The sequence below is a fragment of the Parabacteroides sp. AF48-14 genome, from assembly GCF_003477465.1.
Classification (GTDB): domain Bacteria; phylum Bacteroidota; class Bacteroidia; order Bacteroidales; family Tannerellaceae; genus Parabacteroides; species Parabacteroides acidifaciens.
This window is the reverse complement of record NZ_QUDI01000026.1, coordinates 1-13882: the sequence shown is the minus strand read 5'-3', so window position 1 is coordinate 13882 and position 13882 is coordinate 1. Positions and strand designations below refer to the sequence as shown.

Genomic DNA, 13882 nt, shown 5'->3' with positions numbered 1-13882 from the left:
TCGGTATGAAATATCGGATCAAGCCTGTTCCTATGCGTTCCCGCGTCAAGCGCGGGAACGGGATAGTACATAACTTCTTATTAAGGCAATAATTTACCATATTATGAAGATAAATAATATCAAACAACTCATAGCTGTGGCTGCTATCGGTTTATTGACAGCTTGCGGAAGCCCCGCGCCGGATGCCGTGCTGTTGCAACCGGGTGTCAGTCGTGAGTTGGCGCAGTACAGGAAAGAACATTTCGGGGATGTTCGCTATCATCTCTTCTTCTCGATCCCCGAATCCCGTGAAGAAGCCGTTACCGGCAAAGCGGAGATCGTGCTTTCTCTTCGGGAAAAGCAACCGCTTATCATAGACTTTCGTGGGGAACCGGCGCAGGTGGCGTCCGTCTTGCTGAACGGCAAGCAAACCCCTTATACGGTCAAAGACGAGCATATCGTGATCGAAGCCGGCGAGGTGGCGGCAGGTGAGAACCGCGTCGCAATCGAATTTACGGCAAACGACCAGTCGCTCAACCGGCGGGACGAGTTTCTGTACACCTTGCTTGTGCCCGACCGTGCCCGCACGCTGTTCCCCTGTTTTGATCAGCCGGATATGAAGTCGCTCTTCACCCTGTCCTTGGAAGTTCCCGCCGCTTGGCAGGCTGTCGCCAATGGGGCAGTCGAACAGGTCGACTCGATGACCATAGCCGGACGCCGGCGGATTCTTTTCCGGGAGACGGAGCCGCTCAGTACCTATCTCTTCTCTTTTGTCGCCGGGAAGTTGACGCGGGAAACCTTTTCGCGCGACGGACGGCATATCTCGATTTATCACCGTGAGACCGATCCGAAGAAAGCGGCACAGTGTCCGGAGATTGCCTCCGAAGTCTTCGATGCGCTTGAATGGCAGGAGAACTATACCGGCATCCCGTATCCCTTCGCCAAATACGACCTGATTATCCTTCCCGGCTTCCAGTTCGGCGGCATGGAACATACGGGAGCTACCCTCTATACGGACGGACGCATGTTCCTGAATGAGAACCCGACGTTGAACGAACGCCTCTCGCGCAGTGCCCTGATCGCACACGAGACTTCACACATGTGGTTCGGAGACTTCGTGACGATGGAGTGGTTCAATGACGTCTGGACAAAGGAGGTCTTTGCCAATTACTATGCTTCACAGATGGTCGAGCCGTTGTTCCCTGACGTGAACCATTCCCTCAATTTCATGCTCGATTATATTCCGGGCGCTTACTCGGAAGACCGTACGGCAGGGGCGAACCCCGTCAAGCAGGACTTGGCGAATATGTGCGACGCCGGGCTGATGTACGGCAATATCATTTACGATAAATCCCCCGTTGTCATGGCAATGCTGATCCGTATGATGGGGAAGGATGCCTTTCGGAAAGGCATACAGGAATATCTGAAGACCTACGCCTACGGCAATGCGACCTGGGACGGCTTGATCTCCATCCTGGACAACTATACGGACCGCGACCTGAAAGCCTGGAGCCATGTCTGGATAAACGAGAAAGGTATGCCGGAAATCCGTTCGGAGGTGAAAGGAGACAGCCTGATCGTCACCCAGTCCGATCCCTGTGGACGGGGATTGCGCTGGCCGCAGGTGGTGACGTACGCTGTTATTACCGATAGTCGTACGGACAGGGTATCCGTTTCATTAGGATCCGATGGGAATGTCTCAAAAACCCTTGTCCCCGCGCTTGACGCGGGGCCGCAAAAGAACAGCCCTGATCAATCAGTTGTTTATACTGCCGGTTCCGTCTGGGTTCCGAATGCCGACGGTACAGGCTACGGCTTTTTCCGTGTGGGAGAGAAGGAGCTCGACGGCCTGATGTCCGTCTTGAAGACTCACCCGGATGAAGTGCTGCGCGGTTCCCTGTTGATTACCTTATATGAGAACCTGTTGAACCAGACAATCCCCGCCGGCCGCTATATGGATGCCATGCTGGATTATCTGCCCGGAGAGAAGAACAGCTTGTTGTTCTCTGCCGCTTTGGGATATATCGGCAATTGCCAACGCCTGTATCCGTCCGCTCCGGAGAAGCTGGAACAAGTGCTTTGGCAGATCGTGACGACGGCGGAACAACCCCAGTACCGTTTGCAGGCATTCCGCCAGTATCGTTCCATCGCCCGCTCGCCGGAAGCAGTCGCCCGTTTATATGCACTCTGGCAGGACCGGAAAGCACCGGCAGGCTGTTCGTTGAGCGAGAACGACTATATCGGCCTTTCCTACCGGTTAGCCCTGCTGATGCCGAAGAAAGCGGACGAGGTTGTCGCTACCCAGCAATCGCGCATCACGAATCCGGACCGCAAGCGGCAGTATGCCTTTATCTCGCCCTCCGTCTCGCCGCGGAAGGAGGTGCGCGACAGCGTGTTTGCCTCCCTGCTTGTAGCCGAAAACCGCCGTGTCGAACCGTGGGCATCGGCCGCCTTAGCCAACCTGAACAGTCCGCTGCGCCAGCAGGAAGCGGTTGCGTATATCCGTCCCGCTCTTGAAGCGATGCAGGAGATACAGCGAACAGGCGATATTTTCTTCCCGCGCAACTGGGCGAGTGCGTTGCTTGGCGGACATACCTCGGCAGAAGCGCGGAAGGAGGTGGACGACTTCTTTGCCGCCCATCCCGATTATCCGGTTCTGCTCGCGAATAAAATCAGGCAACAGGCGGACCATCTCTACCGTTTGCACGATTAAGTAGAAAAAACGGCCTGTTTGAGTAATCTTTTGTAAGTTTTATTTGCTAATTCAATTATTATTGTAACTTTGCAGCGTAAAAATAATAACAAATGAAAAGAACAGTTCTGCATCACCATCATCATCATTACAACGGGCAATAGTTCGGTGGGCTGTTTGGTATGTAGAAACATATAAGATAAATAAGTAAGGCTTGCCGTTATACGGTAAGCCTTATTTTGTTTTTGGAAACGAACAATAATATATAAACGAAATAAACATGTTACGAATTGCAGTACAATCGAAAGGTCGTCTTTACGATGAAACAATGCTTCTGTTAGAAGAAGCCGGTATTAAACTGAACAGGGGAAAACGCATTTTGCTGTTGTCGGCAAAAGGTTTTCCGGTGGAAGTGCTGTTCCTGCGCGACGACGACATTCCCCAGTCGGTGGCAAACGGCGTGTCCGACATCGGTATCGTCGGTGAAAACGAGTATGTGGAGAAAGGGCAGGAAGCTAAGTTGATCAAACGCCTCGGATTCAGTAAATGCCGCCTTTCGCTCGCCATCCCGAAGGATGAAGACTATCAGGGCGTGGAGTGGTTCGAGGGCAAGACCATTGCCACCTCGTATCCCGAAATCCTGAAGGCCTACCTGACAGAAAAGGGAGTGAAGGCAGACTTGCACGTCATCAGCGGTTCGGTGGAGATCGCACCGGGTATCGGCCTGGCGGATGCTATATTCGATATCGTCAGCTCCGGCAGTACGCTGGTAAGCAACCAGCTCAAAGAGGTGGAAGTGATCATGCAGAGCGAAGCCCTCTTGATCGCCAACAACAACCTGTCCGAAGAAAAGCAGGCGATTCTGGATGAATTGTTGTTCCGCTTCGAAGCCATCCAGGTGGCGGAAGGTAAGAAATACGTCTTGCTGAACGCCCCGAAAGACAAGATGCAGGAGATCATCGAAGTATTGCCGGGGATGAAGAGCCCGACCATCACGCCGCTTGCCGACGAGAACTGGGTATCCGTCCAGTCCGTGATCGCCGAGAAACATTTCTGGGAAATCATCGGCAAGCTGAAATCATTGGGAGCCGAAGGCATATTAGTCATACCGATTGAAAAGATGATCCTCTAAGCCATGGAAGTAATCAAATATCCGTCAAGAGAAGAATGGGCTTCGTTGGCCCAGCGGCCGGCTATGGATGTGACGGCCCTGTTCGACACCGTACGTACGGTGTTGGATGAAGTGCGCCGGGAAGGGGATGCAGCCGTTATTCGGTATGAAGAGAAGTTCGACAAGATAGACCCTTTGACCTTCCGATCCCTCCGGGTGTCGGAGCAGGAATTGCTCGAAGCCGAAGACCTGGTGGCCGAAGACCTGAAACAAGCCATCCGCCGGGCAAAGGAAAACATAGAAACCTTCCACGCCTCACAACGCTTCACCGGTAAGAAAGTGGAGACGGCGCCGGGTGTCACCTGCTGGCAGAAAGCGGTCGCCATCGAGAAGGTCGGGCTGTATATTCCGGGAGGGACGGCGCCGCTGTTCTCAACGGTCCTGATGTTAGCAGTTCCGGCACGTATCGCCGGTTGCAGGGAAATCGTACTTTGTACGCCTCCGGGCAAGGACGGGAAGGTACATCCCGCCATCCTGTTTGCCGCGAAGGTGGCCGGTGTCAGCAAAATATTCAAGGCAGGAGGTATCCAGGCGATAGCAGCGATGGCCTACGGCACGCAGTCAGTGCCGAAAGTGTATAAGATATTCGGCCCCGGAAACCAGTATGTGACGGCCGCCAAGCAGTTGGTCAGCCTGAAAGAGGTGGCGATCGATATGCCTGCCGGCCCTTCGGAAGTGGAGGTGATTGCCGACGAATCGGCCAACCCCGCCTTTATCGCAGCCGATTTCCTGTCACAGGCGGAACACGGCGTAGACAGCCAGGCCATGCTGGTAACAGCTTCCGAAGGTATTGTCGAAGGTGTCATGCAAGCCATCGAGGAGCAACTGGACCGCCTTCCCCGCAAGGAGATAACGGAAAAGTCCCTTAGCCACAGCCGTATCATCGTGCTGAAGGACCGGCAGGAAGTGATCGACTTCACGAACCTGTATGCACCGGAACACCTGATTATCCAGACTGTCGATTATGCCGCTATCGCCGGACAGATCGAGAACGCAGGCAGTGTCTTTATGGGCCCCTACACACCGGAAAGCGCAGGCGACTATGCCTCCGGAACCAACCACACGCTTCCGACCAACGGATATGCCAAGGCTTACAGCGGTGTCAACCTGGACAGCTTCATCAAGAAGATCACTTTCCAGGAAATCACGGCAGACGGCATCCGGCAGTTGGGAGGGACGATCCAAACAATGGCCGCCAACGAACAGTTGGAGGCGCACAGAAATGCAGTAACAATCAGATTGAACACATTATGAAAGACTTAAAAGACTTAGTCAGACCCAACGTCTGGAACATGAAACCCTATTCATCCGCACGCGATGAGTTTCAGGGCAATGCCTCTGTTTTCCTGGATGCGAACGAGAATCCGTTCAACAGGCCGTACAATCGCTATCCCGACCCGATGCAATGGGAACTGAAGAAGAAGATTGCAGAGATCAAAGGCGTGAACCGCGAATCGATCTTCTTAGGGAATGGCAGCGACGAACCGATCGACCTGATCATCCGTGCTTTCTGCGAGCCGTCTATCGACAGCATTGTCAGCATAGACCCCTCTTACGGCATGTATGAAGTGGCGGCCAATGTCAATAACGTAGAGTTCCGGAAGGTTAAGTTGGATGATAAGTTCGACCTGGATACGGACAACCTTCTGAAAGCGGCGAACGATTGGGTGAAAGTAATCTTCCTCTGTTCCCCGAACAACCCGACGGGAAACAACCTGAGCCGCGACCGGCTTTATAAGGTGTTGGAGACTTTTCAGGGGATTGTCGTGATAGACGAGGCGTATGTCGATTTCTCTATCGAACCCTCTTTTCTTGCCGAGTTGGAGAAGTTCCCGAACCTGATTGTCCTGCAAACCATGTCGAAAGCCTGGGGAGCAGCCGGAATCCGCCTGGGAATGGCGTTTGCCTCTCCCGAGATCATTGCGATTCTCAATAAGATCAAATATCCGTACAATGTGAACCTGCTGACACAGGAACGCGCCCTCTATGTGCTGGAAAACCAGGAACGCATGGAGAACCAGCTTCGTTCGATCCTTTCCGAGCGTATCCGCCTGCTGGCTGCATTGCCGGAGCTGAACTGTGTCCTTAAAGTCTATCCTACGGATGCAAACTTCATCCTGGTCGAAGTGACCAATGCGGATACGATCTATAAGAATCTGGTGAAATATGGAATTATTGTGCGTAACAGGACGAACGTGACGATGTGCAACGGTTGCCTCCGCATCACGGTCGGCAAACCGGGCGAGAACGACGCCCTGCTGGACGCCCTTAAAAAGATGTAAGCATGAAAAGAGCTTTATTTATAGACCGTGACGGCACGTTGGTGATAGAGCCGCCTGTGGACTATCAGTTAGATAGCTTGGAGAAGTTGGAGTTTTATCCGAAAGTCTTCCGCAATCTCTATTTTATCCGGAAGCAGTTGGACTTCGAGTTTGTGATGGTGACGAATCAGGATGGGTTGGGAACGGCTTCCTTTCCGGAAGAAACGTTCTGGCCGGCGCACGACAAGATGCTGAAAACGCTTGAAGGCGAAGGCATCTGCTTCGACGATATCCTGATCGACCGTTCTTTCCCGGAAGACAACTCGCCGAACCGCAAGCCCCGTACGGGAATGATGGGCAAGTATCTGTCCGGCGAATATGATCTGGCAAACAGCTATGTGATCGGTGACCGCCTGACGGATATGCAGTTGGCCGTCAATCTGGGCGCTAAAGGCATTTGGTTGCATGCCGATGACGACGAAGCCCGCCAACTGTTGGCTGCCAATCCCGCTATTTCCCCCGTTCTGGTTACGGATGACTGGGACCGGGTGACCGAATACCTTTTTGCCGGCGAACGGCGTGCCGTAGTCCAGCGCACGACGAGGGAGACGGATATCTATGTGGAAGTGAACCTGGACGGACGTGGTGCGACGGAGATTGCAACCGGTCTCGGCTTCTTCGACCACATGCTCGACCAGATCGGCAAGCATTCCGGCATAGACCTGACCGTTAAGGTGAAAGGAGACCTGGAGGTGGACGAACATCATACGATAGAAGACACGGCCATCGCGCTCGGAGAGGCTTTGCTGAAGGCCTTAGGTGACAAGCGGGGGATCGAACGGTATGGCTATTGCCTGCCGATGGACGACTGCCTGTGCAGTGTGGCGCTCGATTTCGGGGGACGTCCCTGGCTCGTTTGGGATGCCGAGTTCCATCGTGAGAAGGTGGGGGATATGCCGACCGAGATGTTTCTCCACTTCTTCAAAAGCCTCAGTGATGCCGCCCGCATGAATCTGAACATTAAAGCGGAAGGCGCCAATGAGCACCACAAGATAGAAGGAATCTTCAAAGCCCTGGCACGCTCCATTAAAATGGCTATCCGTCGCGATATCTATAAATACGAGCTCCCGAGCACGAAGGGAATGTTATAGGTCCCGTTTTTTTTCGGACGGGAGCGGTTTTTTTTCGGACGGGAATCATAAATGGGGGGCACGTGGGGGCAGGTAAAAAGCGTTTTCGTAAACTTTAAAATAAATACTACGTGACGTGTGCTATAAAAGGGGCACACGTCGTAATTAAAAATATAAAAGTTACGGAAAACGCATTTTACCTGCCCCCACGTGCCCCCCACAGGTTAAAAAGAAAGAGATATTTTTGCGTAAGCACTTGTTTGTTAATATCTTGCCCATTTCTCTTTTTTGCCCATCTTTCTGTCGTACTCCCCATTTGTGCCGTTTCACCAGCACAAAAGTGGGCTCAACTGCCGGAAAAAGGCGTTTTTATGACGTTTTGCAGAAGTCAAAATCCGCTGTTTTCAGCCGCTTTTCGAGTTTTCAGTCGTACCTACTCGTCGTAGATAAGGGCTAAAAACGGTCATTTTCGATACATAAAAGGCTCGATAACGTTAGTGTGCCCGTTCCCGGAACTCCGAGGGGGTGACGCCTTCTTTCTTTTTGAAGAAGGTGGAGAACTGTCCGGCATTCTCGAATTTGAGGCTGTAGGCTATTTCCGATATGTTCAGGCTGCTGCCGGTCAGAAGCTCTTTCGCTTTCAGCAACTTTTGCTGTAACTGGTACTGGGCGGGCGAGACACCCGTGTATTCTTTGAACATACGGCGGAACCAGGAGTAACCAAGCCCTAACTGGGAAGCGATTTCCTCCGGTGTCAGCGGGTTTTCCACCATTTCTTTCATCAGGATGCGGGCTTCGTTGATTTTATCTACCACATATGTATTGGTAAAGGAGTTGTTCCGCCTTTTATAATAGACCGTCCCCATTATGTGGAGCACGATACTCGAGATCATCTCCTGATAGCCGGTCTTTTCCTGCGAGGCGAACTTCAGGATATCTTCATACAACCCGACAATGGTCGCACTCAGCCCGATATGCTGCAACGGCTCTTCGCGGGTAAAGAAACGTTTTTCCACGCGTCTGTCGATGTGCATGCCCCGGAAACCGACCCAGTATTCGTCCCAGCCGGTTTCGCTGTCCGGATAGTAACTGTGCCATTCGCCGGGGAAAAGCAGGATCATGGTGCCGGCGCTGATCTTCTGCTCCTTGCAGGACTGGGACGAGAAGTAGCCGCTTCCCTTTGTGATATAAACCAGCTGGTACTCGTTCAGGATGCGCCCGGTCTGCGGTTTGAAATTGTAATTGTCCGGGTGTTTGGAAAGAGGATAATTCCCTTTGGGGGGAATGAACTGGTAGCCGACAGTGGTGACGACAATTCCCCATTCTTCATCCATCGCACTTATCGCCAGATATCTTAATTGATCGCTAATTTGTTTCTCCATCGCATCTGTCAGATTTGAAAGGTTTAAAATCATTTTCAAAAGCAAAGGTAATCATTTACCCATTACTTTTGTCATTATAAAATAAAGAACTTTGTTGTACCATGAAGAAATATAACTTTTTAGCCTTCGACATTGGAGCAACCAGCGGACGTGCCGTTCTTGGCACTCTGGCAGGTGGCAAATTTGAAATGCAGGAACTCCACCGCTTCCCCAATGCAATCATGGAATTGCACGGAAAATATTACTGGAACATATATCAGCTATATGATGCTTTGAAAGAAAGCCTTATGGTTTGTGCGCGCCGGCAGATTGTCCCCGATTCGATCGGGATCGATACCTGGGGCGTCGACTTCGGTTATCTGGCAAAAGACGGTTCTTTGCTGGGCTTGCCGCGCGCCTATCGCGATCCTTATACGGACGGGGCGCCGGAAGCGTATTTCCAGCGCGTTCCCCGTTCGGAAGTGTACCGCTTGACCGGCATCCAGATCATGAACTTCAATAGCCTGTTCCAACTGTTTCGTGCGGGGCAGGAAGGATTCGGCCCGTTGGAGGCTGCTGAAGAGATTCTGTTTATGCCCGACCTGCTGTCCTATCTGTTGACAGGCAAAAAGGTATGTGAATATACGGATGCGTCCACTTCCCAGATATTGAATCCGGTGACGAAAAAGTTCGAGGCCTCTTTGTTGGAGGCAGCAGGTGTTTCGCCTTCCATTATGCGGGAGGTGGTGATGCCGGGTACATTGGTGGGAGAGCTGACCGATGCGCTCGCTAAAGAAACCGGGATAGGCAAGGTGCCCGTTGTGGCGGTTGCCGGACACGATACGGCTTCGGCAGTTGCCGCCGTCCCCGCCGAGGACAAAGAGTTCGCCTACCTGAGTAGCGGAACCTGGAGCCTGATGGGGATCGAGACGGAAGAGCCGATTATCACGGAAGAATCTTTCCGCCATAATTTCACAAACGAGGCGGCATAGACGGGACAACCCGTTTTCTGAAGAATATCACCGGAATGTGGCTGCTCGAACAATGCCGGAAAGAGTGGGAGAAGGCCGGACGCGATTATTCCTATCCGGCGATCGTCAAGATGGCGGAACGGGCGACCCCTTTCCGTAGTTTTGTGAATCCCGATGATCCGCGCTTTGCCAACCCGGCAAGCATGACGGAAGCGATTGCCGGATACTGCCGTGAAACGGGGCAGCCGGTGCCTGCCGAAGATGACGAGTTTATCCGTTGCATCTTCGAGAGCTTAGCGTTCCGTTACAAGGAAGTCTTGACATTGTTATCGGAAATAGCACCTTTCCCGATCCGCAAATTGCACGTGATCGGCGGAGGTTCGATGAATAACCTTCTCAACCAATTTACGGCGAATGTAATTAATATGCCGGTCGTGGCAGGGCCTTCGGAGGCGACGGCGATCGGCAACTGTATGGTGCAGGCGAGGGCGGCCGGACTGGTGGCCGACCGTTGGGAGATGCGCCGTATGATCAACTCTTTCCTCTCACCGTCCGTCTTCTATCCGGAAGGCAGCGGCGAGTGGGAAGAGGCTTTCAGGAAATATAAATCTGTAACCTCATAAAAATAAGGCCATGACAAAAGAAAACATTATCAAACAAGCGTATGATGCGGCTGCCGAACGGTATGCAGCAGTTGGAGTAGATGTAAAAGACGCAATGGACAAATTGCAGAAGATTTCCCTTTCGATGCATTGCTGGCAGGCGGACGACGTGAGCGGTTTCGAGAACCAGGGCGGTTCGCTGACAGGCGGTATCCAGGTAACGGGTAATTATCCCGGCCGTGCCCGCACGATCGAGGAAGTACGTGCCGACGTATTGAAAGCGGCGTCGCTGATCGCCGGCCGGCACCGGTTGAACCTGCATGAAATATATGGCGACTTCCAGGGTAAGAAGGTCGATCGCGATGAAGTAGAGCCTGTCCATTTCGAAAGCTGGATGCAGTGGGCGAAGGAAAACGGGATGAAGTTGGATTTCAACAGTACCTCTTTCTCGCATCCGAAGAGTGGCGACCTGACGCTGGCAAGCCCGGACGACGATATCCGTAACTTCTGGATCGAGCATACGAAACGTTGCCGCTGGATCAGTGAAGAGATGGGCAAATATCAGGATGATCCTTGTATCATGAACCTCTGGATTCACGACGGAAGCAAGGAAGTCCCTGCCAACCGCCTGAAATACCGCCAGATATTGGAGCAATCCTTAGATGAGATTTTTGCTACGAAGTATGCCAATATGAAAGACTGTATCGAAGCCAAGTTGTTCGGTATCGGTCTGGAAAGCTATACCGTCGGTTCATACGATTTCTATTTAGGCTACGGTGCGAAGAAGAATAAGATCGTGACGCTTGATACGGGCCATTTCCATCTGACGGAAAGTATTGCCGACAAGGTTTCCGCGCTTCTTCTCTTTACGCCGGAGATTATGTTGCACGTGAGCCGTCCGGTCCGTTGGGATAGTGACCACGTTGTGATCCTGAGCGACGACCTGCTCGACCTGGCACGCGAGATCATCCGCTGCGAGGCGCTGGACCGTGTGCATATCGGGTTGGACTACTTCGATGCTACGATCAACCGTATCGGCGCTTATGTGATCGGTTGCCGTGCTACACAGAAGGCCTTTATGCAGGCGCTTTTGGAGCCGTCCGCCACTTTACAGCAATACGAGGCCGAAGGCAAATATTTCCAGCGCTTAGCTTTGCAGGAAGAGCTGAAAAGCCTGCCCTGGACGGCTGTCTGGGATATGTTCTGCCTGCAAAACGATGTTCCTGTAGGCGAAGATTATATCGCTGAAATCGAGAAGTACGAGGCTGAAGTCACAAGCAAACGTTAATAATGTGCCAATATGCCAATGTGGCGCTTCGCTAAATGTGCCTCTATTGGCAAATTGGCAAATTAGCACATTGAAAAATTATTATTTTATGGAAATAATCATCGGTTTAATCATCATAGCGATCGGGAGTTTCGGGCAGAGCAGCTCGTACGTCCCGATCAATAAGGTTAAGGACTGGAGTTGGGAGAGCTTCTGGCTGGTGCAGGGTATCTTTGCCTGGCTCGTTTTCCCGTTCTTAGGTGCGCAGCTTGCCATTCCCGACGGAAGCAGCCTTGCCGAACTGTGGAATGCAGGCGGGGCTATGGGAGCTGTCATCTACGGTGTCCTGTGGGGGATAGGCGGTCTGACTTTCGGGCTTAGTATGCGCTATTTAGGTGTCGCGCTCGGTCAGAGTATCGCGCTTGGCACCTGTGCCGGCTTCGGTACCCTTTTCCCGGCGGTGTTCGGCGGAACGGACCTCTTTCATGGCGACGGGTTGATCCTGTTGATCGGTGTGTGTATCACGCTTGCCGGTATTGCCGTGATCGGATATGCCGGGAGTCTTCGTGCCCGTAATATGACGGAAGAGGAAAAGAAGGCGGCAGTGAAGGACTTCGCCCTGACAAAAGGGTTGCTGGTCGCTCTGTTGGCGGGTGTGATGAGCGCCTGTTTCAATTTGGGGCTGGAATCCGGCGCTCCTATTCTTGAAAAGGCCAAGCAGTCGGGCGCAAGCGAACTGTTCGCGTTGAACCCGGTTATCCTGTTGGTGACGATTGGAGGCTTTCTGACGAATGCTTCCTACTGCATATTTCAGAATATACGGAATAAGACAGGGAAAGATTATTTCTCGGTATCGGGTGGTACTTTGCTGAATAATGTCTTATTTTGCGCGTTGGCAGGGGTTTTATGGTATTCACAATTCTTCGGGTTGGGGATGGGAAAGAGCTATTTCGCCGATTCTCCGGTGATGTTGGCTTTTTCATGGAGCATCCTGATGTCGTTGAATGTGATCTTCAGCAATGTCTGGGGAATTATCCTGAAAGAATGGAAGGGAGTGAGCAGGCAGACGATCATCGTTTTGATCTGCGGTATGTGTCTCCTGATATTCTCGCTCTTGCTGCCTAATTTGTAAAGACTTTGTAAGAGCGTTACATCTTAGAGGGCTTAAATTCGTCCTTATAGCGTCTGTGTCTTGGCGGTCCCGGATCAGGTCCGGGATGACAGCCCCGCCATCTCATCCTAAGCACTGGAAATTAGCTTAGGATGAGGTTGCGGGTCAAGCCCGCACTGACACGTTACATAAATAGTATATAAATAAAATGGAAAGAATCAGAAACAATGAACAATTAATGGCCGAAATCGGCCGTATCGCCGAAGTTGCCGGCTATCTCTGGACAAAAGGATGGGCGGAACGCAACGGTGGTAACATCTCTGTTAATTTGACCGACCTGATGAGCGATGTCGAAAAAGCACTGCCCGCATTAGGCCCGGCTATTCCTTTGCAAGAGGCGATGACGGCTCTTGGAGGGGATATTTTCTATGTCACCGGAACCGGAAAGCGGATGCGCTATGTGGCGCAAGACCCGTTTGCCAACGGTTCCCTGATCCGTATCGCTAAAGATGGGAAAAGCTACGATATAATTGCCGAACAGTTGGTCTTGCCGACCTCCGAACTGCCTTCCCACCTGATGATGCATAATTATCTGCGTGGATTGAGACGTAACAATAAAGTCGTTTTGCATACACACCCGACCGACCTGATCGGCATGACGCATTGCCAGCCGTTCCTCGATTCGGAAAAGATCACCCGTACTTTATGGAGCATGATTCCGGAATGCCGTATCATCGTTCCGAAAGGCGTGGGTATCGTTCCGTACGAAATCCCGGGGACACTGGACTTGGCGCGTGCCACTATCAAGCAGTTGGAGAAACACGATGTCGTATTCTGGGAAAAACACGGAATCCTGGCAGTGGGCGAAGACCTGATCGAATGTTTCGACGCAATCGACACCCTGAGCAAATCCGCTCAGATTTATTTCAGCGCCCGCATGGCTGGATACGAACCCGCCGGCATGACCGACAAGCAGCTGGATGATTTGGTGCCGGCGTTCGGATTGTAATATACGATTGCAAATGATGATTTAACGGAATGTTGACAAACGAGGCTTGTTTCGTGCTGCAGGCTCTCTTTTGCCGTCTGCTTCAGCTGACGGTTAACAAGATTGGAGGCAAAGCCTCTTCCTCTGTGGCTTTAGCCCCTTTAACAAAGGATTATCCCATTGGTGTTTAAAGGGGTTAAAACCCACAGAGGAATCCGACAAAGCCGGGCATTTATTCATCCGTTCGTTTCAGAGACTGTGTGAAAAAGCCCAAGAAGAAATTGTAAAAGAGTAATAGAATTCTTATCTTTAAGGGACAGAAAAAATAAGAACTATGCACTATATAACA

9 protein-coding genes and 1 pseudogene are annotated in these 13882 nt (G+C 51.9%); 9 read left to right on the top strand and 1 reads right to left on the bottom strand.

All coding sequences use genetic code 11. The features are described 5' to 3' along the window. Positions 1 to 103: 103 nt before the first annotated feature. From DW083_RS13170 to hisB, 5 genes are all read left to right on the top strand, one after another. Complete coding sequence (locus DW083_RS13170) at positions 104 to 2692, top strand: M1 family aminopeptidase (RefSeq protein ID WP_122332678.1); 2589 nt, start codon at positions 104 to 106, stop codon at positions 2690 to 2692. 259 nt (positions 2693 to 2951) lie between these two features. Beyond that, the gene (gene hisG, locus DW083_RS13165) at positions 2952 to 3803 is read left to right on the top strand and encodes an ATP phosphoribosyltransferase (RefSeq protein ID WP_122332677.1); all 852 of its coding nucleotides are present in this window, start codon (positions 2952 to 2954) and stop codon (positions 3801 to 3803) included. 3 nt (positions 3804 to 3806) lie between these two features. Continuing rightward, positions 3807 to 5096, top strand: coding sequence for a histidinol dehydrogenase (hisD, locus tag DW083_RS13160; protein WP_122332676.1), 1290 nt, complete (start codon positions 3807 to 3809; stop codon positions 5094 to 5096). Further along, entirely contained in the window at positions 5093 to 6124 is a 1032-nt protein-coding gene (hisC, locus tag DW083_RS13155) for a histidinol-phosphate transaminase (protein ID WP_115497793.1), read from the top strand. Before hisD ends, hisC begins: the two co-directional genes overlap by 4 nt. A 2-nt stretch (positions 6125 to 6126) precedes the next feature. After that, positions 6127 to 7254 (top strand): bifunctional histidinol-phosphatase/imidazoleglycerol-phosphate dehydratase HisB, encoded by a 1128-nt coding sequence (hisB, locus tag DW083_RS13150; RefSeq protein WP_122332675.1) that lies wholly within the window; start codon positions 6127 to 6129, stop codon positions 7252 to 7254. Positions 7255 to 7727: 473 nt separating this feature from the next. Here the strand turns inward: hisB and DW083_RS13145 are convergent, their stop codons facing one another. Next, positions 7728 to 8615, bottom strand: coding sequence for an AraC family transcriptional regulator (locus tag DW083_RS13145; protein WP_115497815.1), 888 nt, complete (start codon positions 8613 to 8615; stop codon positions 7728 to 7730). Between the two features lie 101 nt (positions 8616 to 8716). Between DW083_RS13145 and DW083_RS13140 the strand changes: the two are divergent. The 4 genes and pseudogenes from DW083_RS13140 (at position 8717) to rhaD (ending at position 13554) form a co-directional block, all read left to right on the top strand. Further along, positions 8717 to 10188 (top strand): annotated as a pseudogene (locus tag DW083_RS13140) (rhamnulokinase family protein). 10 nt (positions 10189 to 10198) lie between these two features. Next, on the top strand, positions 10199 to 11455 hold the full coding sequence (locus DW083_RS13135) for an L-rhamnose isomerase (RefSeq protein WP_122332674.1): 1257 nt from the start codon (positions 10199 to 10201) through the stop codon (positions 11453 to 11455). 88 nt (positions 11456 to 11543) lie between these two features. Continuing rightward, a complete protein-coding gene (rhaT, locus tag DW083_RS13130; protein ID WP_122332673.1) occupies positions 11544 to 12566 on the top strand; it encodes an L-rhamnose/proton symporter RhaT in 1023 nt (340 codons plus the stop codon). Positions 12567 to 12753: 187 nt separating this feature from the next. After that, positions 12754 to 13554: a rhamnulose-1-phosphate aldolase gene (rhaD, locus tag DW083_RS13125; protein ID WP_115497788.1), complete on the top strand. Its 801-nt coding sequence runs from the start codon at positions 12754 to 12756 to the stop codon at positions 13552 to 13554. Positions 13555 to 13882: the final 328 nt, after the last annotated feature.

Bases quoted from the DNA above. Each gene is read 5' to 3' on its own strand.
- DW083_RS13170 (WP_122332678.1), top strand. From the start codon at position 104: ATGAAGATAAATAATATCAAACAACTCATAGCTGTGGCTGCTATCGGT.
- hisG (WP_122332677.1), top strand. From the start codon at position 2,952: ATGTTACGAATTGCAGTACAATCGAAAGGTCGTCTTTACGATGAAACA.
- hisD (WP_122332676.1), top strand. From the start codon at position 3,807: ATGGAAGTAATCAAATATCCGTCAAGAGAAGAATGGGCTTCGTTGGCC.
- hisC (WP_115497793.1), top strand. From the start codon at position 5,093: ATGAAAGACTTAAAAGACTTAGTCAGACCCAACGTCTGGAACATGAAA.
- hisB (WP_122332675.1), top strand. From the start codon at position 6,127: ATGAAAAGAGCTTTATTTATAGACCGTGACGGCACGTTGGTGATAGAG.
- DW083_RS13145 (WP_115497815.1), bottom strand. From the start codon at position 8,615: ATGGAGAAACAAATTAGCGATCAATTAAGATATCTGGCGATAAGTGCG.
- DW083_RS13135 (WP_122332674.1), top strand. From the start codon at position 10,199: ATGACAAAAGAAAACATTATCAAACAAGCGTATGATGCGGCTGCCGAA.
- rhaT (WP_122332673.1), top strand. From the start codon at position 11,544: ATGGAAATAATCATCGGTTTAATCATCATAGCGATCGGGAGTTTCGGG.
- rhaD (WP_115497788.1), top strand. From the start codon at position 12,754: ATGGAAAGAATCAGAAACAATGAACAATTAATGGCCGAAATCGGCCGT.